The 21495-nt window shown below is 72.6% G+C and carries 18 protein-coding genes; 4 read left to right on the top strand and 14 right to left on the bottom strand.

The genetic code is table 11. The features are described from left to right. Positions 1 to 392: 392 nt before the first annotated feature. Positions 393 to 1247, top strand: a complete 855-nt coding sequence (locus ACQPZ4_RS02165) for a SigB/SigF/SigG family RNA polymerase sigma factor (RefSeq protein WP_433055293.1) — start codon at positions 393 to 395, stop codon at positions 1245 to 1247. Positions 1248 to 1320: 73 nt separating this feature from the next. Here ACQPZ4_RS02165 and ACQPZ4_RS02160 read toward each other — a convergent pair whose 3' ends face one another. Further along, positions 1321 to 2526, bottom strand: coding sequence for an LCP family protein (locus ACQPZ4_RS02160; RefSeq protein ID WP_433055291.1), 1206 nt, complete (start codon positions 2524 to 2526; stop codon positions 1321 to 1323). Between the two features lie 117 nt (positions 2527 to 2643). Between ACQPZ4_RS02160 and ACQPZ4_RS02155 the strand changes: the two genes are divergently transcribed. Genes ACQPZ4_RS02155 through ACQPZ4_RS02145 form a run of 3 tightly spaced genes read left to right on the top strand, consistent with a single transcriptional unit; the run spans position 2644 to position 7045 of the window. Further along, positions 2644 to 4602 (top strand): hypothetical protein, encoded by a 1959-nt coding sequence (locus ACQPZ4_RS02155; protein WP_433055289.1) that lies wholly within the window; start codon positions 2644 to 2646, stop codon positions 4600 to 4602. A gap of 47 nt (positions 4603 to 4649) precedes the next feature. Continuing rightward, entirely contained in the window at positions 4650 to 5600 is a 951-nt protein-coding gene (locus ACQPZ4_RS02150) for a glycosyltransferase family 2 protein (protein WP_433055287.1), read from the top strand. Next, positions 5597 to 7045 (top strand): hypothetical protein, encoded by a 1449-nt coding sequence (locus ACQPZ4_RS02145; protein ID WP_433055285.1) that lies wholly within the window; start codon positions 5597 to 5599, stop codon positions 7043 to 7045. The genes ACQPZ4_RS02150 and ACQPZ4_RS02145 overlap by 4 nt, the downstream gene beginning before the upstream one ends. Here ACQPZ4_RS02145 and ACQPZ4_RS02140 read toward each other — a convergent pair. From ACQPZ4_RS02140 to ACQPZ4_RS02080, 13 genes are all read right to left on the bottom strand, one after another. Next, positions 7042 to 8088, bottom strand: a complete 1047-nt coding sequence (locus ACQPZ4_RS02140) for a hypothetical protein (protein WP_433055283.1) — start codon at positions 8086 to 8088, stop codon at positions 7042 to 7044. The two genes, ACQPZ4_RS02145 and ACQPZ4_RS02140, sit on opposite strands and share 4 nt — an antisense overlap. Next, positions 8085 to 8591, bottom strand: a complete 507-nt coding sequence (locus ACQPZ4_RS02135) for a SigE family RNA polymerase sigma factor (RefSeq protein WP_433055281.1) — start codon at positions 8589 to 8591, stop codon at positions 8085 to 8087. Before ACQPZ4_RS02135 ends, ACQPZ4_RS02140 begins: the two co-directional genes overlap by 4 nt. A 52-nt stretch (positions 8592 to 8643) precedes the next feature. Continuing rightward, the gene (locus ACQPZ4_RS02130) at positions 8644 to 10446 is read right to left on the bottom strand and encodes an ArnT family glycosyltransferase (protein WP_433055279.1); all 1803 of its coding nucleotides are present in this window, start codon (positions 10444 to 10446) and stop codon (positions 8644 to 8646) included. A gap of 32 nt (positions 10447 to 10478) precedes the next feature. Then, positions 10479 to 11741, bottom strand: a complete 1263-nt coding sequence (locus tag ACQPZ4_RS02125; protein ID WP_433055277.1) for a nucleotide sugar dehydrogenase — start codon at positions 11739 to 11741, stop codon at positions 10479 to 10481. Positions 11742 to 11811: 70 nt separating this feature from the next. Further along, entirely contained in the window at positions 11812 to 12516 is a 705-nt protein-coding gene (locus ACQPZ4_RS02120; RefSeq protein ID WP_433055275.1) for a hypothetical protein, read from the bottom strand. Positions 12517 to 12573: 57 nt separating this feature from the next. Then, complete coding sequence (locus ACQPZ4_RS02115) at positions 12574 to 14352, bottom strand: DUF4012 domain-containing protein (protein WP_433055273.1); 1779 nt, start codon at positions 14350 to 14352, stop codon at positions 12574 to 12576. Continuing rightward, entirely contained in the window at positions 14342 to 15547 is a 1206-nt protein-coding gene (locus ACQPZ4_RS02110; protein WP_433055271.1) for a glycosyltransferase, read from the bottom strand. Before ACQPZ4_RS02110 ends, ACQPZ4_RS02115 begins: the two co-directional genes overlap by 11 nt. Then, positions 15532 to 16761 carry an O-antigen polysaccharide polymerase Wzy gene (gene wzy, locus ACQPZ4_RS02105; protein WP_433055268.1) on the bottom strand — a complete coding sequence of 410 codons (1230 nt, stop codon included), beginning with the start codon at positions 16759 to 16761 and terminating at the stop codon, positions 15532 to 15534. The genes ACQPZ4_RS02110 and wzy overlap by 16 nt, the downstream gene beginning before the upstream one ends. Beyond that, complete coding sequence (locus ACQPZ4_RS02100; protein ID WP_433055264.1) at positions 16751 to 18004, bottom strand: lipopolysaccharide biosynthesis protein; 1254 nt, start codon at positions 18002 to 18004, stop codon at positions 16751 to 16753. Before ACQPZ4_RS02100 ends, wzy begins: the two co-directional genes overlap by 11 nt. After that, positions 18001 to 19155 carry a glycosyltransferase gene (locus ACQPZ4_RS02095; RefSeq protein WP_433055261.1) on the bottom strand — a complete coding sequence of 385 codons (1155 nt, stop codon included), beginning with the start codon at positions 19153 to 19155 and terminating at the stop codon, positions 18001 to 18003. Before ACQPZ4_RS02095 ends, ACQPZ4_RS02100 begins: the two co-directional genes overlap by 4 nt. Next, the gene (locus tag ACQPZ4_RS02090; protein WP_433055258.1) at positions 19152 to 19775 is read right to left on the bottom strand and encodes an acetyltransferase; all 624 of its coding nucleotides are present in this window, start codon (positions 19773 to 19775) and stop codon (positions 19152 to 19154) included. The genes ACQPZ4_RS02095 and ACQPZ4_RS02090 overlap by 4 nt, the downstream gene beginning before the upstream one ends. Next, a complete protein-coding gene (locus ACQPZ4_RS02085; protein ID WP_433055255.1) occupies positions 19772 to 20347 on the bottom strand; it encodes a sugar transferase in 576 nt (191 codons plus the stop codon). Before ACQPZ4_RS02085 ends, ACQPZ4_RS02090 begins: the two co-directional genes overlap by 4 nt. Further along, the gene (locus ACQPZ4_RS02080) at positions 20344 to 21462 is read right to left on the bottom strand and encodes an aminotransferase class I/II-fold pyridoxal phosphate-dependent enzyme (RefSeq protein ID WP_433055252.1); all 1119 of its coding nucleotides are present in this window, start codon (positions 21460 to 21462) and stop codon (positions 20344 to 20346) included. The genes ACQPZ4_RS02085 and ACQPZ4_RS02080 overlap by 4 nt, the downstream gene beginning before the upstream one ends. Between the last annotated feature and the right edge of the window lie 33 nt (positions 21463 to 21495).

The following is a 21495-nucleotide window of genomic DNA, read 5'->3' as shown; positions in this document are numbered from 1 at the left end:
GGTATCGCCATGCGGACCCGATCGACGACCAAACTGAAATGCACACCCGAACCTTGTGGATACTCAGCGTATTGCTCTACTGAACAGTCAGTGATATAGCGACCGACTTCAACGCCGGACTCTCGCCAATAGCGCGAAGATCTAGTACAGTCGGCTCAGCTCGCCTCCGCCGAACGGACAGTTCGGCCAAGGAGTGCCGTCCAGCAGCGGCGGCGTAACTCCGGCGAGCAACGCAGGTCTTGCACCGGCGCTCAAGAAACGGGTGCCGAGTAGCGATTCCCGACCGGCGTGGCGGCGCATGCCTTTCTTACCTTCCCGGGCGCAGCAGAAGTCTGCGCACAAGGCGGCCGACCACACAGCACCCGGTCAAGCACCAGAAGGGCCACAAACCCATGACCACCATCTCCGTCGACCGTGCCATCGACCGCGCCCTCGCCGAGGCCGCCCCGAACACCCAGAGCACCAGCGAGAGCACCAGCACCCGGGCCACCGACGCCCAGGCCCGCGCGCTGCTGTCCCTGATGGCCGACCTGCCGGCGGGCGCCGACCGCGACCGCGTCCGCTCCCGCCTGATCGAGCTGTACATCCCGCTGGCCGAGTACCTCGCCCGCCGCTTCCGCAACCGCGGCGAGCAGTTCGACGACCTCGTGCAGGTCGCCAACCTCGGGCTGATCAAGTCCGTCGACGGCTACGACCCGTCCCGCGGCGCGGCGTTCACCAGCTACGCCATCCCGATGATCGTCGGCGAGCTCAAGCGGCACTTCCGCGACAAGGGCTGGGACGTGCGCGTCCCCCGCCGGCTGCAGGAGCTGCGCCTGGAGATCTCCAAGGTCTCCGGCGACCTGGCCCAGGACCTGGGCCGCTCCCCCACCGTCGCCGACCTGGCCAACCGGCTCGGGGTCAGCGAGGAAGAGGTCATCGAGGGCCTGGACTGCGGGCAGGCGTACCGTGCGCTCTCCCTCGACGCCCCCGCGGGCGAGGGTGGCGACGCGGGCGCGGCCGGGCTGGGCGACCTGCTCGGCTCCGAGGACCCGGACATGCAGAACGTGGAGAACCGCGAGTCGCTGCGGCCGCTGCTGGCCAAGCTGCCGGAGCGGGAGCAGAAGATCATCGCGATGCGTTTCCACGGCAACCTGACCCAGTCGCAGATCGCATCCGAGCTCGGCATCTCCCAGATGCACGTGTCCCGGCTGCTGGCCGCCGCCCTGCGCACCCTCCGCACCGAGCTCAGCGCGGTGGCCGAGTAGCCCGAACACCGAGCGTGGGGGATGGAGCGGGCGTCCGTCGGGGGGAAGTCGACGGGCGCCCGCTGTAACGCGCTCAGGAGGATCCGACGATCCCCTGGTGGGCCTGTACGAACTCCGGCACCGTCCGGCTGCGCACCGCGGCCATGAGCTCCAGCGTGGTCTCGTCCAGCGCCTCGGCCCCGGGGTTCTCGGCCGACTGGTGGAACCCGCCGTTGTTGGTCTTGAGCGTCAGCAGCCGGTCGCCGTCGATCCCGCGCATCGCGAAGATCCAGTCGTCCAGCCCGAACGGCCCGGTGTCGATCGTCATGGCCCGGCCGACCACCTCGATGACCTTGTTGAGCGTCGAGGGGCTGCCGAGGACTTCCTTACTCGCGATCTTCTTCAGCAGCGCCTTGATGAACTGCTGCTGGTGCCGCTGGCGGTCGTAGTCGCTGTTGGGCAGCGTCTCGCGCTGGCGCACGAAGTCGAGCGCCTGCCAGGCGTCGAGGTGCTGGTACCCGACCTCGTAGACGACCGGCGTCACGCCCTTGATCGGGATGAGCTGGGTGCCGCCGCCCGGCGCGTCGCGCTGCTCGAACGGGGTCTTGGTGTTGCCCTGCGCGTCGTGGCCGATGTGCACCGAGGTCGTCTTCTGGTCCACGTACATGTCGACGCCGCCGAGGACCTTCACGACCTCCTGGAAGCCGACGAAGTCGACGATCGCCGCCGCGTCGAACGTGATGCCCCAGTTCTGCTTGATCGTCCCGGCCAGCAGCGTGGTGCCGTGCTTGCGCTGGTCCTTGCCGGTCAGCCCGTAGCCGCCCTCGGCGAACGCACCGTTGATCTTGTCCTTGCCGCCCCGGTAGACCTTCGTGCCGTTGTCGTACTTCGGGATCGACACCCACGTGTCGCGGGGGATCGAGATCAGGAAGGCCATGTCGTGCGACGCCGGGATGTGCAGGATCAGGATCGAGTCCGACCGGATGGCGTCGTTCGGGTTCTGGTTCGGCCGCGGGTCGATGCCGATGAGCAGGATGTTCTTCGCCCCGCTGATCGACGCGTGCCGGCCCTCGTTCTCCTGCGGGAGGAGGTCCTCCTTGTGCACGCTGCGGGTGGCGAAGCCGAACACCGCGTCCTTCACGACGAAGACGCCGCCCGCCACGATCATCATCAGCGCGCCGACCGCCACCAGGGCCCGCGCCCAGGCCGGATCCCGCCGGCCGCGTTTCTTCTTTTTCTTCGTCGCCTGAAGCGTCTGCTGATTCGTCTGCCGGGTCTTGCCCTGTGCCAAGGCCCCCACTCCCGCCCGTCCATCACCTTCTGTCACTGCGATGACGCCCAGCCCGAAGGTACAGGGGCGACGCGATATCGTCACCTCCCAGCGAACGATGTAGGCCGATTACGGAGAGTGCATGTCGTGACGGCACGACCCCGCCTGACAACCCTCGCACTCGGGCTGGTCCTCGCCTGGGCCGTGCCGCTCATCACCCATCCCCTGCGCCTGGACGCGCTCCTGCCGCTGCTGGTCCTGGCCGGCACGATGGCGGTCCAGCGCGGCGCCAGGGGCCTGATCGACCGGTTCGTGCTCGCCTGCGCCCAGCTGTTCGGGGCCGCCTGCGTGTTCGGGCTCGGCGTCACCCTCTGGCCCGGCCATCTGCACCCGACGCTGGTCGCCGGGGTGGCGCTGAGCGCCCTGGTGCTCATCGCGGCGTGCACGGGCCGGCTGGAGCGCCCAGGGCGGGCCCGGCTGGACGGCCTGCTCGCGCTCGCCATCGGCGCCGTCGCGGTGGTCACGCTCATCCCGTACGCCGCCCGCGACCTCGGCGGCCGCCTGGGCCTGCCGCTCGCCGGCGAGGACATCGCCCGGCACTACCTGATCTACGACGTCATCGGGCGCACCGGCGGCTACCTGTTCATGCGCCCCGAGGCGTTGCGCCCGTTCGTGCCGGACGACGAGTTCACCGGCATCGCGAACTATCCGCAGGGGCTGCATTTCGCGTACGCCGTGCTGTACAAATTCATCGCCTCGACCACCGGGCGCACCTCCGCCGGGGCGAGCGCCGACGTCATGGTCTGGCTGCTCGTGGGCACGTTCCTGCTGCTGGCGCTGGCCGTGCTGTGGGCCGTGCGGCGGCTGGCCGGCCCGGGCGCCTCGAACGCCAAGCTGCTGCCCGTGCTGCTGCTCGCGGCCGCCTGGCTGGTGCTCGGCGACCCGGTCACGGTGCTCTCCCGCGGCTACCCGAACGAGCTGGCCGGCCTCGCCTGCGCGGCGGTGCTCACCGCGATCATCGTCCGGCCCCTCACGAGTCTCGGTGAACAGACCGTAACCGTGGCTCTGCTGCTGGTCGGCATCTCGTTCAGTTACCCGCTGTTCCTGCCGTTCGGCGGGCTGGCCGCGCTGTGGTGGATCCGGCGGGCGCGGCTGTGGCGGTTCTGGTGGGGCTGGCTGGCCGCGGCGCTGGTCGCGCTGATCACCGCGATCGGCCCGCTGACCGCGATGACCGCCTCCAGCGGCACGCAACTGCTGCTCAACGGTACGGCCAGAGTGGTCGACCGCCCGGCCACCCTGTTGCTCGTGGGGCTGGCGGTGCTCGCGGTGCTGGTGCGCCGCGGCCTGCGCGCGCCGAGCCACCGGGCCGCGCTGTTCGCCGTCGCCGTCGCGTTCGCGCTGACCGGTGGGCTCGGCCTGTACCAGATCGCCACCATCGGCCGCCCCGTGTACTACTTCGACAAGCTGATGCACCTGCTGATCGTGGTGTGCCTGTGCGCGCTCGGCGGCCTGGTGCGGTTCCTGCCCGGCCTCTCGGTCGCGCTGCGGGTGGCGGTGGCCCTGCCGGTGGTCGCCGCGCTGGCGATCGCGGGCGGCGAGTGGCACACCACGCCCGTCGCGCCCGGCGTGAAGCTCGCCCTCGGCAAGGACCGCGGCTCCCCCGAGGCGGCCCGCGACGCCCTGCTCATGGCCAAGATGTTCCCCGACGGGGGCGGCGCGGTGAACGTCGACCTGATGGGCAGCCCGTGGCGGAACTGGTCGGGCACGCTCGGGGCGGCCGCCCTGCAGCACCAGTACCGCCACTTCCCCGCCTGGTCCGGCCTGCTCTACCCCGGCTCGGCCGGGAAGGCGAGCACCATGGACGACCTGGACCGCCTCGTGCGGGAGAGCCCGGTGCCGGTGCGCTTCTTCGTGCACGACCCCGAGGCGAGCCTGCTCGTTGTCGATGGAGAGCGCCCCTATCGGCCGAACGTCAAGCCTGGTCAGCCGCTCCCGGTGGCCTTCGGCGACCCGGCCGCGCCGACCAACATCGCGGCCGTCCGGGCGCTGGAAGCGAAATATCCGACGAAAGTGCAGGTCGTGTACGCTACGCCAGCGAACCCATAGGACTCAGTGTGGTGGCGCAGCACCGCAACCGAGACGGATTGGTCATCGTGCAAAAACCGCAGGTCAGCGTCGTTATTCCCACGCGAAACCGGCCCGAGCTGGTAGTCAGGGCCGTCCGCAGTGCGCTGGCCCAGACCCTGACGGACATCGAGGTCGTCGTCGTGATCGACGGCCCGGACCCGGCGACCGTGGCGGCGCTCGAGGCGATCGGCGACGAGCGGGTCCGCCCGGTCGAACTGCCCGAGTCCGGGGGCGCCCCGAACGCCCGCAACCGCGGCGTGGACAACGCCCACGCCGAGTGGGTGGCCTTCCTCGACGACGACGACGAGTGGCTGCCGGAGAAGCTCGCCACCCAGCTGGAGCGGGCCGGCTCCTCGGGCGTGGCGCTGCCGATCGTGGGCAGCCGGCTCTACATGCGCACCCCGCGGGCCGAGCTGATCATGCCCCGCCGGATCCCGGCCGAGGGCGAGCCGATCAGCGAATACCTCGCGGTGCGCCACGGCCTGTTCCACGGCGACGGCTTCATCCAGACCTCGACGATCATGGCCCCGACGGCACTGCTGAAGAAGGTGCCGTTCGCCGACGGGCTGCGCCGGCTGCAGGAGCTGGACTGGACCCTGCGCAGCCTGCAGGAGGACGGCGTCGACCTGATCTACGCCGAGGAGCCGCTCGTCATCTGGTACGCCGACGAGAACCGCCCCCGGATCAGCTTCGACGCGCCGTGGAAGCAGTCGCTGGAGTGGCTGCGCCAGACCCGCCCCCGGGTGACCCCCCGGGCGTACGCGGCGCTGGCCATGAGCGTCGTGGGCTCGATGGCGGCCGCGAGCCGCAGCCCTCGGGTCTTCTTCGACCTGCTGCACGAGGCCCGCAAGCACGGCAAGCCCAGCTTCACCGACTACGTGACCTTCCTGCAGGTCTGGCTGGTTCCGGCCGGTCCTCGCCGGGTGGTCCGCGACTTCTTCCTCAGCCGCCGCCGCGAAAGAACGAATGCCGGATGACATCCCTCAAGGGGCACCGCGTCTTCACCCTGGCCGCCGTGATCGTCGCGCTCGGCGCGGGGATCGTGGAGTACACCAGGACGGAATCGATCTGGCAGTCGGTCGCCGCGTTCGCCGCGGGCCTGATCGCCATGGCCGTCGTGGGAATCGCGGTGTCCCTGCCGGGGATCACCCTGCAGGGCCTGGTCCTCGGCGGGCTGTTCGTGCTCGCGGGCATCCTGACCTGGACCGCGACCGAGCGCCCGGGGATCATCTGGGCGGTCCTGGCCGTCGAGGTGGTCGTCTTCGCGGTGTGGGCGTGGCCGTGGCTGCGCTCGCTGCGCTCCCTGCCGCGGCTGGGCGCCGCCTGGCTCGGCCTGGCCTACTGGCTCTTCGGCGTCCTCGGCGCGCTGTTCGTCGCGCACTGGAAGGTGGCCGGCCAGCGGATCGCGTACGCCGGCGTGTTCACCCTCGCCGTGCTCGCGATCATCGCCCTGAACACGGTCCGCAAGCGCCGCGGCGGTGACCTGTCGATCGGCATCGCGGCCGCGCTGCTGATCGGCATCGCCGCGCTGCTGCTGGTCGGCTCCGGCAGCCTCTTCGACTCGGTCCACGCCATCCCCGACAACGCCTCGGCGAAGGTGATGACCGACCGCTTCTGGGGCGGCCCGGGCCTCTATTTCCACCCCAACTCGCTGGCCGGATTCATGGCCGCGGCCGCCATCCGGATCGGCTTCGACCGGGCCATGCTGTGGTGGCAGCGGCTGGGCGTGGCTGCCCTGGCCGCTCTCGTACTGTCCGTCTGCCAGTCCCGCACCGGCTTCGTCTTCTTCGCCGCGGCGTCCGTCGTGTACCTCGCCACGGTCCTGTGGAAGCGCTACGAGGACGTCGACCGCCGCTGGCCCGCGATCGCCACCCCGTTCGTCGTCATCGCGATCGTGATGACCCTCGGCGGCGGCTCCGGCTGGGTCCTCAAGGACCGCTTCGCCGACAACCCGGGCGACGTGACCAGCGGCCGCACCGACACCTGGCGCCAGGTCTGGGTCGACTGGAAGCACGCCGGCTGGGCCGAGAAGACCTTCGGCGACGCCCGCACCTCCCGCGCCGTGGTCGAGCGCCTGGACGACGGCAACCCGGTCGCCGGCCCCCGCCGCCAGCTCAACACCGACAACGCGGCCGTGGGCGCCTTCCGCCGCGGCGGCGTCCTGGGCGCGCTCGCCTTCCTGCTGGGCCTCGCCCTCCTGCTCTGGCACGCCATCCGCCGCCGCCCGAACGGGACCTTGCCGGCCGCCTGGTTCGTGATCGGCGCCCTGGCCGTGGTCCCCACCATCGCCACCGAGGACTGGCTCATCGGCGGCACCAACGGCGCGATCTGGCTCCTCCTGGCCGCCGGCGAGGCCCGCACCCTCCTGCACCGCGAAGAGCCCGCCGAGGCGGCGCCGGAGCCTGAGCCCGCGCTCTCCTAGGCGCCCGGGCCGAAGATGATCGGGACGCCGGCGTCGGGGATGGTTTCGAGCGTCGTGCGGGCGCTGACGGTGCCGTCCTTGCGGAGGGTCAGGACGGCCAGGCCCTCGTTGGCCAGGAGGTCGTTGTCGGTGACCCACACGGCCTGGTACGGGAAGGGCTCGGTCGCGCCTGTGGTCAGGTCCACGCGGACGGTCTTGCCCATCGGGGCGTCGGCCTCGGAGATCAGGTAGCGGCCGTCAGGGGAGAAGGCGAAGGGGCTCAGCGGGGTCCAGGCCTTGGCGATCACCGTGCGGGTCGGGGCGCCGGTCTTGGCGTCGAAGAACTGCAGGGCGGAGACCAGGTCGCCGGCCTCGCCCAGGGAGCGGTCGGCCAGGGCCAGCACGACCTCGCGGCCGTCGCGGGTGAAGGAGAAGGAGCACTGGCTGCAGTCGTACCGGTTGCGGTCGATCTGGAACCGCGTCGTCATGCCGCTGGAGTCAACGATCGCGAAGCCGAAGTCGCCGCTGTCCTTGAAGAGGTACGCCGAGACCGCGCGGTCGCCGGTCGGGGACCAGCGGAAGTCGCCGATGAAGCCGACGGTGTTCAGGGTGACCGGCCGGCCGCCCTCGGTGTTCATGAGCTGCCACGGGCTGTTCGGCTCGATGTTGACCAGGGCGTGGTGCCCGGCCGGGGCGGGCAGGACCGTTGCGGCGGCGGCCGGTAGCCGGACGTACGTGCCGTCCTTGTTCAGGGCCACCCGGCCCGCCGCGACCACGCGCCAGCCGCCCACCAGGTCCGTCGGGGCGGCGGCGGAGGGCGAAGAAGTCGGCGAAGGCGTCACCGCGGGGATCTCGCGCCGGTTGTCGGGGCTGCGCAGCAGCACCGCCGGCAGCAGTACCGCCACCAACGCCGCCGCCACGCCGGCCGTGGTGGCCAGGCGGCGGGTCCGGCGGATGCGGCGGCCGCGGGTCATGGCGTCGTCCGCGAAGCCGGGGGGCAGCGCGCGCAGGTCGGCCACCATGTCGTCGACGGTGTCGCGGATCGCCTGGTCGAAGCGCATCACGGCCGCCCTCCCACGAGATCGTTGGACCAGTCCAGCTGCGGCACGAGCTGGCGCAGCTTGGTCAGGGCGCGCGAGGCCTGGCTGGCCACGGTCCCGGGGCGGCACGCGAGCACCTCGGCGGTCTCGTCGACGGTGAGGTCCTCGAAGTACCGCAGGATCACCACCGCCCGCTGCCGGGGCGGGAGCTGCCGCAGGGCGTCGCGCAGGAGCAGCCGCAGCTCGGTGTCGGCGTCGACCGGGCGGCCGCCGGCCCGATCGGGGAGGACGGGCACGCTGACCTCGTTGCGGCGGCGGGGACTGCGCCACGCCGAGACGAAGTCGTGGTAGATCATCCGCCGCAGGTACGGCTCCGGCTCCTCGATCCGCCGCCAGCGCGCGAACGCCTTGGCCAGCGCCGACTGGACCAGGTCCTCGGCCGCGTGCCGGTCGCCGGTCAGGGCGTAGGCCGTCCTGAGCAGCGCGTGTGCGCGTTCGGCGACGAAGGCCGAGAACTCGTCTTCCACCGCGGGCACCTCCCTCGCCGACTACACGCGCGGGGAACCCGAAACCTTTGCATCAACGGGGTCGAATTGCATAGGTGACCGCCCCCTCCTTGTGCTGGGGCCAGTTCTGCGGGATGTAGAACCAGCAGCCGATCGGCGGATCGACGCACACCACGGCGTCCACGGACTCGACCGGGGGCGCCGGATAGTCGGGCTGCAGCGACTGCAGCGACACCAGGTCGTGCCCCTTGAGCAGGATCCACCAGGGGTACTCCCAGTCGTTGTACCCCTGCACCAGTCCGACCCGCCCGGCGCCGGACGCCTCGATCGCATCGGCCGCCGCCCGGTAGTCGGCCTGCCACTCGGGGCGGCGGATGAACCGCTCGTCCATCGTCGAGGTGGTGAACACCGAGCCCGACCCGACGAGCCGGCGCGGCCACCCGACGGCGACCGCCGCGGCTCCCGCCACGGCGCCCAGCGCGAGCACCGCGGACGTGGCCCAGACGACGGAGCGGCGGCGGTACACGAGCAGCGGCTCGATCCAGAGCGCGGCCAGCGGCGTGCCCAGCAGGACCAGGAACACGATGAGGCGGTTGCCCCACGGCTGCCACTTCACCATCACGACGTAGGCGAGGACGGCGAGCCAGAACAGCGCGGCGTAGGTCCGGGCCGGGGAGCGGCGCCAGGCCAGCAGCAGCGCGCCGATCAGGATCAGGGCGCCCTGGATCGGGAAGGAGACGCGGTCCTCGTCCGGGGGCCAGGAGGTGTACGGGTAGGTGGCGCCCCAGTACGTGATGTCCCGCCCGTCGGGGTCGACCCCGATCGCGTGGGCCAGGGCGCGGATCGGCGGCGCGGCGATCGAGCCGGCCGGGGTCTGCAGCGCCGTCTCGCCGATGCGCAGCGCGTTGATGAGCACCGAGGCGGGGTCGTGCCGCTGCATCGAGATGGAGTCGCGCAGATGGTCGGGGCCGAGCGGGTTGCTGTACGTGGTCTCGACCCGCCACAGGTACGGCCCGGCGATGAGCGCCATCGCCGCGACCACGATCCCGGTGCCCGCCACCGCGCGCAGCCACTCGCGCCGGCGCAGCTGCAGCACGAACCACCAGACCAGCAGCGGACCGGCGGCCAGCAGGCCGGTCGCCTTGGTCAGCAGGACCAGGCCGGCGGCCGCGCCGAGCTGGGCGATCGCCGGCCAGGTCGTGCGCCGGTCGCGCTCGTCGAGCACCAGGGTCGCCACCGCGCCGACCCACAGGGCCACGACGAGGTCGGTCTGGGTGCTCGTCGCCTCCAGCGCGACGATCGGCGTGGTGCCGAAGAGCAGCGCCGCGATGAGCTGCGCGCGCCGGGATCCGCCCAGCTGGCCCGCGATCCGCGAGGCGATGAGGGCGCCGAACGCCCCGGCCGCGAGCTGGACGAGGTTGTAGAGCGAATCGCCGCCGGTCAGCAGGCGCAGGTGCAGGAGGATGTACTCCGCGCCGGGCGCCATGGCCAGCTGCCGGTCGATGACGGTGGGGTAGAACCCGACGCCGCCCTGCGCCACCCAGTGCTCGACCTTGGGCAGGTGGTAGGTCTGCGAGTCGAAGTTGTTCGGCGGTGCCATGAGCGCGATGACCAGGTCGGCCAGGAACATCCCGGCGAGCACCACGGCGATGAGCCGCTCCAGCCGCTCCGCCTCGCCCCAGAAGGTCCGCAGTTTCGCGACGATACCGGCGAAGAAGCCGCGGCCGAAGTACGCCGTGAGCGCGATCGCGGCGATCCACACGACCCAGATCGCGGCGCGATGCAGGAGATGGACCGCCGACAGCAGCTCGACCAGCACGACGGCCGCGGTGCCGAAGACCACGCCGGCGCGAATCAGCAAGAGGCGAGTCGGCACCGCGAGAGGCTACCGAACTCGCCTGGGAATGCTCACAGGCGCTCGACGACACGCCCCTCGCAGCGGTTGCGGGTGTCGAAGATGTACTGCGCGTGCTCCTGCACGAGCGCGTAGTCGAAGTCGTCGTGGTCGGTGAGCAGCACCACCGCGTCGGCGGTCATCACCTCGACCGCGGTCAGATCGACCAGCGTCACCCCGCCCAGGTTGCCCACGTCGCGGGGCAGCGCGTGCGGTTCGACCGCGCGCACGTCGGCACCGAGGTCGACCAGCAGCTCGGCGACGGCCCGGGCCGGGGACTCGCGCAGGTCGCCCACGTTGCTCTTGTACGCCAGGCCGAGCAGCAGGATGCGGCTGCCGTTGACCGGCTTGAAGCGGGTGTTCAGCCCGGCGGTGAGCCGCTGCACGACGTAGCGGGGCATGCCCTCGTTCACGTCGTTGGCCAGTTCGATGAACCGGAAGCGCTGCCCGACCTCGCGCTTGACCTGCCACGACAGGTAGGACGGGTCGATCGGCAGGCAGTGCCCGCCGACACCCGGGCCGGGGTCGAAGGCCATGAACCCGAACGGCTTGGTCGCGGCCGCCCCGATCGCCTCGCGCACGTCCACGCCGAGCTGGTTGGCCACGATCGCGAGCTCGTTGACCAGCGCGATGTTGATGTGCCGGAACGTGTTCTCGAACAGCTTGGTGAGCTCGGCGGTGCGCGGGGCGGAGACCGGTACCAGACGATTGACGAACCGCTGGTAGAACGCCATGGTGGCGGCGAGCGAGCGCTCGTCGATGCCGGAGACCAGCTTCGGGGTGTTCTCGAGGCTGTACGTCCGGTTGCCGGGGTCGATCCGCTCGGGGCTGTAGCCGAGGTGGAAGTCGTCGGGGGTGCGCAGGCCGCTGGCGTGCTCGAGCAGCGGGCGCAGGACCTGCTCGGTGGTCCCGGGATAGGTGGTCGACTCCAGGATCACCGTGCAGCCGGGGCGCAGGTGCGGCGCGATCTGCAGGGCGGCCTGCTCGATGTGGCTGATGTCGGGGATCCCGTCGGTGAGCGGGGTGGGCACCGTGATCGCGCAGGTGTCGAAGCCGGCCGCGTCCTTGTAGTCGTCGGTCGGGCGGTACCGCCCGGTCTCCAGGGCCCGCGCGAGGCGCTCGTCGGTGACGTCCTCGACGAACGAGAGCCCGGCGCCGAGAGATTTGATGCGGTCCGTGTCCACGTCGAGCCCGACGACGTCGTCGCCCGCCTCGACCGCGCGGATGGCCAGCGGCAGGCCGACGTACCCCTGCCCGATGATGACGACTTTGCCCATGATCATCCTATCCGGGAACAACTCGGCCCGCCGGGCAGGCACACCCGACGGGCCGGAAGGGATCCTGAAGCTAGCTGACCTTGCGGCGGCGGAACGAGATCCAGCCGCTGCCCACGAGCGCGGTGATGCCGAGGATGCCCGGGATCAGGTCGGCGCCGTACGTCTTGTGTTCCGGCGTGGCGACCGTGGTGGTCTCGTTCGCCTGGAGCCGGAACGGTGACCAGCCGGCGCGGAACGGCCCGTAGAAGCCGACCGGCCGATCGTGGCCGTCCCAGTGGCCGCGCACCGGGCTGGAGCCCAGCGGGGTGCCGTCGAAGATGTCGTCGGGCCAGCCGCCCCAGCCACCGCGACGGTCGTCCCAGTACTGCATGTGGCCGTCCTTGACGCGGACGCTGACCGTCAGGGTCTTGTGCGACTGCTTGCCGATCACCCTGATGACGGCCTTGCCGGAGGCGTCGAGCCGGACGCGGGCCGAGAAGCTGCCCTCGTCGTCGGCGCGGCGGTCGCCGTTGATGTGCACACCCCACGTGTCGCCGTGGCGGTAGCGCACCGCGATGCTGATCGGTTCGCCGGCCATGAAGCTGCGCCCCTGCAGGCGTACCGCATCACCGGCCTGGATGGACGCGGCGCTCACCCGGATCTGTGGCGCGGGCGCCGGATAGGCCGCCTCCGGGGCGGCCTGGGCACTGGTCGGCGCGCCGAGCACGGCCGCCGCGACGACGGCACCGGCGATACCGGCCAGTGTTGACAGCGACGTTCTTGTTCGGGCTCGCATTGCTCTCCCTTTCCTCTCCCCGGAACCACCGTAAACCCGCAATAGGGGTGAACCGGACTATTTCTCGCAACTCCGGCCAGGTTGCAACCGAGTCGTCCACGGCGTGATCCCGGGGGTAGTGATGAGCCGCGGTTCCACGGCTCCCTTGGTCGCCAGCGGACCCGTCACGAGGTCCACCACGACCGTGCTTTTGGCCCCAGGGGCCAGATCCACGGGAACGACGGCGACCTCGCGGCCCTTCTCGTAACCGGAGCCGAAGTCGATCTCGGCGCCGTCCTGCTTCGCCGCGATGGGCGAGCCGCCGGCCGGGGCGTAGACGAGCACGTTGGTGCGCAGCACGCCCTCCCCGGCCAGGGCCAGGCCGGTCACGCTGCGCGGCAGGCCCGACTTCGGCGCGTTGGAGCCGAGCGTGACGGTCAGGCGCAGCGGCCGGGAGCCGTCCTCCAGGCAGCGGCCGGTCTCCAGGGCGACCTCGCGGGTCAGGTAGTAGCCGAGCTTGGCGCCCGTGCCGTCGTTGAGGAACACGCCCACGGTCGGCTTGTCGCCGTCGTCCTCCGGCAGCGTGCCCGCGAACGGCGTCCGCGCGATCTCGGCCTGCTCGTCCGGGTGCGCGCTCCAAGCCAGCAGCCGCCGCTCGGCCGTGGCCCGGGACAGCGCCTGCACCAGGTTCTTGCTGACCGGCACGCCGCCCATCAGCTTGTCCAGCACCGCCTTGGCCGCCCCGGCGAAGTAGGCGTCCTGCGCGGGCTCTTCGGCGATCTTGAGGTACACCTCGGACAGCAGTTGCCGCACCGCCGTCGCGCCGGTCAGCCGGCTCCCGTCGGGCAGGCCCACCGGGCCGGTCGCGCCGAGCACGTAGGCCAGGGCGACCGGGTCCGTGGCCAGCACCCCGTCGACCGCCCGGCCCGAGCGCTGCCGGTACATCTCCCGGATCAGCGCGGCCGCGGTCGGGAAGTCCGGGGTCAGGTTCACGTCGGCCGGGTACGTGCCGAGCCGGTTGGTGAACAGGTCCTCCTGGTCCTCGTCCAGCGGCAGCACCGGGGCGTCGAAGTCGCGCAGCGTCTTGGCCGCGGTGCCCTGCTCGAGCAGGCTGACCTTGCCGTGGTCGGTCTGCACGACGGCGAACGCGCCGGGCATCCCGCCGGTGGCGCGGGCCTCGGCCAGGTTCTGGAACAGCACGAGGTAGGTGCGCGGGCCGTCGGCGCCGAGGAACGCCGGCAGCAGCTTGGCCGCCTGGGCCGCCGGGTCCAGCATCGGCACCACCCGGTCGAGGCCCGCGTCGACCTGCTTGAGGGCGGCCTCGACCCGCCCGTCGAGCCCGTCGCGGTCCAGCCCGGCCAGGCGGCGCTGGGCCGCCTTGGCCACGGTCGCGCCGGCGGCGATCCGCGGAGCGGCGGCGGCCACCGTCTGGAGGTCGCCATCGCTGGTCATCGCGCCGGTCATGCCCTGGGCCGCGTCCAGCAGCGGCGGGACGACCTGGACGGCAAGCGCGTCGACGGCATCGGCGACCGCCCGGACCGCGCTCAGGTCGTTGCCGGCCACCGGCAGCCGGCTGCCCAGCCACCAGCTCGGGCCGTGCGCGTCGTCGCGCGCCTGGCCCGTCTGTTCGCGCAGGTCGGCCGCAGTCGAGCGGGCCGCCGCGAGGTCGCCGCTGCGGAGCTGCCGCTCCAGGTCTCCGACCAGGGCTGCGGCCCGCTGCAGGTGCCCGGCCGCGTCCGCGCCGACCACCGCCAGCCGCAGCCCGAACCCAGCAAGCACGACCACCAGGACCAGGGCCGCGGCCACCAGCCGCCGGCGCCGGGTCCGCAACACGTGTTTGACCTGTTCAATCGGCATTACCGACCACCTCCTCGACTCGATCGGGGGCGGTGAGGACCCGCAGTGCGCGGTAGAAGTCCGCGCGGCGGCGGGCGAGGGTCTCGGCGGAGTACGTGCGCGCCCGGGCCAGGTTCAGCGCCGACGCGGCGGCCATCGCGGCGGGGTCGGCCGCGAGCGCGGTGATCGCGCGGGCCAGCGCCGCCGGGTCGCCGGGCGGCACCTGCCGGGCCGGGCCGAGCAGCTCGGGCACGCCGCCGACCCGGCTGGCCACCGCGGGCAGGCCGCGGGCCATCGCCTCGATCAGGGCCCGGGGCAGGCCCTCGGTGCGCGAGGGGAGCACGAACAGGTCGGCGTCGTCGAGGAAGAGCCGCACGGGCGCGCCGGGCGGGACGGCCCCGGCGAAGGAGACCCGGCCGCCGAGCCGCCGCTCGCGGACCAGCCGCTCCAGGTCGGGCCGGCACCGCCCGTCGCCGACGTGCACCAGGCTCGCCTCGATGCCGGCGGCGGCCAGCCGGGGCAGCGCCTCGATGAGCACGTCGATCCCCTTGTACGGCTGTTCCAGCGACCCGACGCTCACCAGCCGCAGCAGCACCCGGGGCGAGCCGGTGTCCTTGCGCGGCCGCTCGGCGAACGCGCCGGCCTCCAGCTGGATGCTCGAATAGGCGGCGGTCACCGCACCGGGCGCGGCCGGGTACCGCTCCTGCAGCGCCTTCTCGGTGACGTAGGAGACCGCGGAGGCGTCCCGGCCCTGGGAGCGCAACTGCCGGGTGAACCACCAGCGCAGCAGCGGCCGCAGCGGGTGGCGGCTGGCCCCGGGCGCGAACGCGTCGTACGGGTCGCCGACCACCTCGAGCCCGAACGGCTGGCGGATCCGCTTGCGCAGCAACGTGCCGATCGCCGAGGGCACCCGCAGCAGCACGGCGTCGCCGGGCTCGACGGCCGACTTCAACGCTCGACGCAGGCGCCGCCACTGCAGCAGATAGCGGACGGGCCCGACGTAGTGCGGGAGCGGATGGACCCCCACCCCGTCACCGTCGACCCGGCACGCGTCGACCGGGTGGCCGGCGACGTCCTCGCACCGGGCCACCACGCGGACCTCGTCGAAGACCGCGCGGTACCGCTGCCAGAAGTCGTTCGAAGCGCCGCTGGTGGACCAGACGCGGCCGTCCGGGGTGCGCAGGTAGCGCTGCTCGGTGCTCACGACGAGGCGCATTCGAGGGCCTCCTCCTGGTCGTCCGCAGAGGCGGAGGTGCCGCGGGCCGAGACCATGCGGATGACGCCGAAGAACAGCGCGCCGTACACGCAGGTCTTGAGCAGCGACTGGCTCTCGCCGCGGAAGCCGTACATCCACGCGACCGTGAACAGGATGCTGGCGTACGCGTACACGGGCGCCCGGTCGATCCGGTTGACCAGCCAGCGGTGCACGGCGGTCAGCAGCGCGAAGAGCACCGGGATGCCGACGAGCCCGAAGTTCAGGTACGCCTCGCCGGTCAGCGAGAAGCCGTAGCCGGACGAGCTGCCGGGCGCGTACCGGTCCACGAGCCACTGCGCGAGCGGCACCTGCGACTGCCCCGGCACCAAGTTGAGCAGCGCGTGCAGGTAGCTCAGGCCGTGCTGGTACGGCTCGGTCGACGGCACGTGCCCCATCACCCAGGTGTCCACGAACAGCACCGAGCCCTGGTTGAGGATGGCGGTCGCGTCCGAGTCGCCGGGCGTGGCGTTGCCGCGCAGCGCGAACAGGCCGGTCGCGCCGAGCAGCAGCGCCGCGCCCCACAGCACCGAGCGCGGGATCCGCCGCTCGGTGCGCACCAGCTCGCGGTGCAGGACCAGGGCGAAGAGCACGAAGACGAAGTCGCGCTCGCCGGTGGCCAGGCAGTAGGCGATGTACACGCCGAGGTTGACGCGGTAGGCGAAGCGCCCGGTCGAGGACTCCTGGGCGATGAAGTACAGCGCGCTCGCGCACATCTGCAGCAGCAGGTAGTCGTAGTGGAACGGGCCGGCCACGGCGATCCGGTCGAGCTTGGTCCCGGCCAGGAACGCGGGGCCGCCCCAGGCCAGCACGGCCAGCCCGTACAGCGTCAGCAGGACGAGCACGGCCGGTACCAGCGGCATCCGGCGGCCGGCCTCGAGCTTCTGGATCGGGTCGGCGATGTCGCGGCGCTGGCGCAGCAGCAGCCCCACCGTGGCGACCCCGGCGAAGGCGAGCAGCAGCCCGACCGCGGCCCGGCCGATGAGCAGCGTGTTGGTGCCGAAGTAGATGCTGCCGCCGAGCAGGTAGCTGGCCACCGGGCCGAAGCCGAACAGCAGGAAGTACGCGGCGAGGTAGGCCAGCATGTCCCGCCGTCCCCCCGCGATCAGCAGCGCGGGCACGGCCAGCGCGGCGAGGCCGGCCGACCACCAGGGCTGGGTCGCGAGGTCAAAGGGCACGCCGGAGCACCTCCCACTTCAGCGCGCAGTGCACGACGGCGGCGGCCGCGGTGGCCCAGGCCGCCCCGAGCACCCCGTAGCGGGGCACCAGCAGCAGCGCGGCGAGGGCGGCGGCCACGAGCACGGCCGCGTTCACGGCGAGCTGGCCGGTGAAGCGGCGGGCGGCGGAGAGCCCGGCGTCGAGCACGAAACAGGCCCCGCCGACCACCGTGGCCAGCGTCAGCACCGTGAGCACCCCGCCCTGATCTGCGTACTGCTCGCCGTACAACCGCCGCAGGAAACCGGATCCGAACAGCGCGGCGCCCCACACGCCCAGCCCGCCCGCCACCGCCACGCCGAACAGCGCCTGGTGCAGGAGGCTGCGGAAGCCCGCCGGGGTGCCGTTGACCCGCAGCTCGGTGAGGCGCGGGAGCAGGGTCTGGGCGATCGCGGAGAAGAACACGTTGCCGGTGAGCACGAGATAGCCGGCCGCGGCGAACACGCCGAGCGCGGTCGCGCCCAGGTGGTGCTCCAGCGCGTAGCGGGGGACGTTCACGGTCAGCGAGGACACCCCGGAGGCCAGGCCCAGCGGCAGCGCGGTCCACAGCAGCTCGGCGACGCCGCCGGCGGCCCGGTGGGTGTGCTGCTTGGCGCGCGGGTCGGGGCGGTTGTGGAACCGGCCGGCCAGCGGCACGCAGCACATGATCCAGGTCAGCAGGGAGGCGCCGGCCGAGCCGGCCGCGGCCCAGGCGACGCTGCTGGTGCCGAAGAGCAGCGACGCGACCAGGGTCGTGGTGAGGCCGCCGTTGACGAGCTGGGCGGCCGCGATGCTGCGCTGGTCGTGGTGGCGCTGGAGGAGTCCCTGATAGATGTCGCCGATGCCGTCGAAGGCCTTGGCCGCGCCCACGAGCAGTACCACCGCGGCGGGAAGGTGGAAGATCAGCACGACGAGCGCGATGACGCCCATCGCCAGCCCCATGCCGGCGAGCCGGAGCAGCAGGTAGCGCCGGAACGGGTGGGCGCCGTTGGGGTCGGTGACGAGGACCGTGCGCAGCGAGAGGTTGGCCAGCAGCACCACCGGGGCGCCGACGGCCAGGCCGAGCGCGTAGTCGCCGACCATGGCCGGGCTGCCCAGCCGCGCGATGACGACCAGGACCAGCCACTGGCACAGCGCGTAGCCGCCGTTGCCGATCACGCTCCAGGCGACGTTGCCCGTGAACGACGGGCGCCGCACGGGCGCGGTGCGGTGCCGGGTGGCGGTCATCGGGCGGCGGTTTCCAGGACGTCCGCGACCGCGCGGGCGGCCGGGCGCTGGGCGAAGAGCCGCTCGGCCCGCTCCCGGGCCAGCTCGCCGCGGCGGGCCAGGGTGCCGGCCCGGAAGTCGGCGTACGCCTCCCGCAGCGCCCCCAGCAGCGCCTGCGGATCGTCGCGGGGCACCACCCAGCCCGACGCCGGGTCGACGACCTCGGGCAGGGCGCCGGCGTCGGAGACGATGCTCGGCACCGCCATGGCCGCGGCCTCGACGGCGGCGCCGTGGTTCTCCGACAGCGACGGGCTCACGCTCAGGTCGGCCGCGGCGTAGCAGTCGCGCACGTCCAGGGCGCTCTCGGACCACTCGATGCTCGGGTCGCCCGCGACGTCGAAGCGTTCGAGCAGCTCGCGCTTGTGCGCCGCACCGGCCGCGTCGAAGCCCCCGCCGAGCAGGACCAGCCGCGCGTCGGGGCGATCCCGCACGAACTCCTTCCACGCGGTCAGCAGCACGTCGTGGCCCTTGACGCCGCGGCCGGGGCGGATCAGGCGCTTGGGCGCGTAGACGTAGGCGACCATGCCCACCACGAAGGTGTCGTCGCCGGCGCAGAGGGCCTCGCGCGAGGCGGCCCGGTAGGCGGGCGAGGGCGGGGTGAACTCGTCGGTGTCGACGCCGTACGGGATGGCCGGGGTGCGCTCGGGCGGCAGGCCGATCTCGCGGTACAGCCGGGCGATGTGCTCGCTGCCGCCGATGACCACGTCGTCGAGGCGGCACAGGAACCGCTCCACCGAGCGGATCAGCGGCGACTCCAGGAACAGCGGCCCGGGCACCATGTGCACCTTGGCCACGGGCAGGCCGAGCGCGGCCAGCCGGCAGGCCAGCGCGGAGGCGTACAGGTGGTAGTGCAGCACGTCCGGCGCGATCCCGCGCAGCTGGCGGCGCAGCCCGAGCAGGCCGGTCAGGGTCGCGGGCGCGGGCCGGAAGCGGAAGTCGAACGCGGACTGGACCACGTCGACGCCCCGGTCGTGCAGCGCCTTGCGCAGCCGGCCCTGGCTGCCCGGGGGCAGCACGGCGACCACCTCGTGGCCGCGCTCGCGCAGCTCGTCGACGTGCGGCAGGGTCCAGCGCCCGCCCTCGTCGGTCTTGAGCACCAGGGCCACCTTCATTTGGCGGGTACCCCCTTCACGGTCGTCTTGGCCGCCACGTCCCGGGTCACGCAGGCGGCCGCGCCGACCGTGGCGTCGTTGCCGATCCGCAGGCCCTGCAGGACGCAGGCGTTCGTGCCGATCAGCACCCCGGAGCCGACGTGGCAGTCGCCGGAGATCGCGGCGAGCGGGTTGACCTGCACGAAGTCGCACAGCACGGTGTCGTGCCCGACGGTGGCGTTCTGGTTGAGGTGCACGTGCCGGCCGATGGTCACGTTGGTGGTGACCCGGGCGCCGGGGAACGCCACGAACCCCTCGCCGAGCTCCGCGTCCGGGCCGATGGTGGCGGCCGGGTGCACCATGGTCGCCGCGGCCAGGCCGTGCAGGCGCAGGTCGTCGTCGATGCGGGCGCGGATGCGGGGGTCGCCGATGCCGATGACGTAGCCGATCGAGGGCCGCTCGTCGGACAGGCACGAGGTCGGGCCCAGGAACGGCACCCCGAGCGCGGCGACCCGGTCGAGGTTGCGCTGGCTGGGGCCGTCGTCCACGAAGCCGCGGACCGGCAGCCCGGCCGCCCGCGCGACCATGAGCAGCTCCCGGCCGTGTCCACCGCAGCCCACGATGACCAGGCCGTTCTTCATGGCTGTGCCCCTTGGAACTCATGGGCGGTCGCCGCCCCGTCGGCGGAGATGCCGTCGCGGCGCAGCACCGTGCGCACCGTCTCGGCGAGGATGCGCAGGTCCAGCCCGAGTGACTGGTCGCGCACGTACTGCAGGTCGTACGCGAACTTCTGCTCCCAGCTCAGCGCGTTGCGCCCGCGCACCTGGGCCAGGCCGGTGATGCCGGGGCGCACGTCGTGGCGGCGCCGCTGCTCCTCGGTGTAGCGGTCCAGATAGGACAGTGGCAGCGGCCGCGGCCCGATGAGGCTCATGTCGCCGCGCAGCACGTTCCACAGCGCCGGGAGCTCGTCGAGGCTGGAGGCGCGCAGGAACCGGCCGGCCGGGGTGAGCCGCTCGGCGTCGCTGCCCGCGCCCTCGCGCATCGAGCGGAACTTGACCAGCGTGAACGGCTCGCCGTGGCGCCCGGCCCGCTCCTGGCGGAACAGCACCGGACCGCCGAGCGCGACCCGGACGAAGACGGCGGTGGCCGCGATGACCGGGGCCAGCACGACCGTGGCGGCCGCGGCGGCCAGCAGGTCGAGCGGGCGCCTCATCGCGCGTCCAGGAAGTCGCCGATCGCGTCGAAGACCCGGCGCTGCTCGTCCTCGCGCAGCGCGGAGCCGCTGGGCAGGTTCAGGCCGGTGGCGAAGAGCCGGTCGGCCACGCCGGTGACGGCGGCGCGGTGGCCCCGGAACACCGGCTGGGCGTGCATCGGCTTCCACACCGGCCGGGTCTCGATGTCCCGCGCGGCCAGCCACGCGGCGAGGTCGGCGGCGGCCCACCCGGCCCGCTCGGGCTCGACGATCAGCGTGGTGAGCCAGCAGTTGGCGTTCTGGTCGCCCTCGCCCAGCAGGCGGGTGCCGTCGGTGGCGGCGAACAGCTTGAGGTACCGCTCCCGCAGCTGCCGCCGCCGCCCGATCATCTCGTCGAGCCGGGTCAGCTGTCCCCGCCCGAGCGCGGCGAGCAGGTTGCTCAGCCGGTAGTTGTAGCCGATGTCGCGGTGCTCGTAGTGCGCCACCGGCTCGCGGGCCTGGGTGGCCAGGTGCCGGCAGCGGGCCGCGAGGTCGGCGTCGTCGGTGACGATCATGCCGCCGCCGGACGTGGTGAGGATCTTGTTGCCGTTGAACGACAGCGCCGCCGCCCGGCCGAAGGAGCCCGCGGGCCGCCCGTCCCGGCTCGACCCGAGTGCCTCGGCCGCGTCCTCGAGGACGGGCACGCCGAGGTCGGTCAGCGAGGCGTACTCCGCGACCGCGCCGAACAGGTCGACCGGCACGACGGCGCTGACGATCCGGCCCTCCCGCCGCAGCTCGGCGACGGTCGCCGCGGTCAGGTCGGGGTCGAGGTTGCCGTCGCCCGGGAGGCTGTCCACGAAGATCGGCTCGGCGCCGGTGTACACCACCGCGTTGGCCGTGGCCGCGAACGTCAGCGTCGGCACGATCACCGCGTCGCCCGGGCCGACGCCGATGGCGAGCAGGGACAGATGCAGCGCGGCGGTACCGGAGGAAACCCCGACCGCGTGCGCCGTGCCGCACCGCCGGGCGACCTCCGCCTCGAAAGCGTCGAGATCCGGCCCGACGGGCGCGACCCAGCCGGACCTCAGCGCGTTGACCAGATAGCGCTCCTCGACGCCGGAAACGTCGGGTGCCGAGAGAAAGATCCGCGTGTTCACCACACACCCCCGCTGGAGTCGGCCCTGATGCTG

This window comes from Dactylosporangium sp. CS-033363 (genome assembly GCF_050942475.1).
Lineage (GTDB): Bacteria > Actinomycetota > Actinomycetes > Mycobacteriales > Micromonosporaceae > Dactylosporangium.
Note: the sequence above shows the minus strand (reverse complement) of the source record. Positions and strands in the feature narration are given on the sequence as shown.

Excerpts from the sequence above, each read along its gene's own strand:
- ACQPZ4_RS02100 (WP_433055264.1), bottom strand. The coding sequence starts at position 18,004 with ATGACCGCCACCCGGCACCGCACCGCGCCCGTGCGGCGCCCGTCGTTC.
- ACQPZ4_RS02120 (WP_433055275.1), bottom strand. The coding sequence starts at position 12,516 with ATGCGAGCCCGAACAAGAACGTCGCTGTCAACACTGGCCGGTATCGCC.
- ACQPZ4_RS02085 (WP_433055255.1), bottom strand. The coding sequence starts at position 20,347 with ATGAGGCGCCCGCTCGACCTGCTGGCCGCCGCGGCCGCCACGGTCGTG.
- ACQPZ4_RS02145 (WP_433055285.1), top strand. The coding sequence starts at position 5,597 with ATGACATCCCTCAAGGGGCACCGCGTCTTCACCCTGGCCGCCGTGATC.
- ACQPZ4_RS02110 (WP_433055271.1), bottom strand. The coding sequence starts at position 15,547 with ATGCGCCTCGTCGTGAGCACCGAGCAGCGCTACCTGCGCACCCCGGAC.
- ACQPZ4_RS02125 (WP_433055277.1), bottom strand. The coding sequence starts at position 11,741 with ATGGGCAAAGTCGTCATCATCGGGCAGGGGTACGTCGGCCTGCCGCTG.
- ACQPZ4_RS02095 (WP_433055261.1), bottom strand. The coding sequence starts at position 19,155 with ATGAAGGTGGCCCTGGTGCTCAAGACCGACGAGGGCGGGCGCTGGACC.
- ACQPZ4_RS02090 (WP_433055258.1), bottom strand. The coding sequence starts at position 19,775 with ATGAAGAACGGCCTGGTCATCGTGGGCTGCGGTGGACACGGCCGGGAG.
- ACQPZ4_RS02165 (WP_433055293.1), top strand. The coding sequence starts at position 393 with ATGACCACCATCTCCGTCGACCGTGCCATCGACCGCGCCCTCGCCGAG.
- ACQPZ4_RS02115 (WP_433055273.1), bottom strand. The coding sequence starts at position 14,352 with ATGCCGATTGAACAGGTCAAACACGTGTTGCGGACCCGGCGCCGGCGG.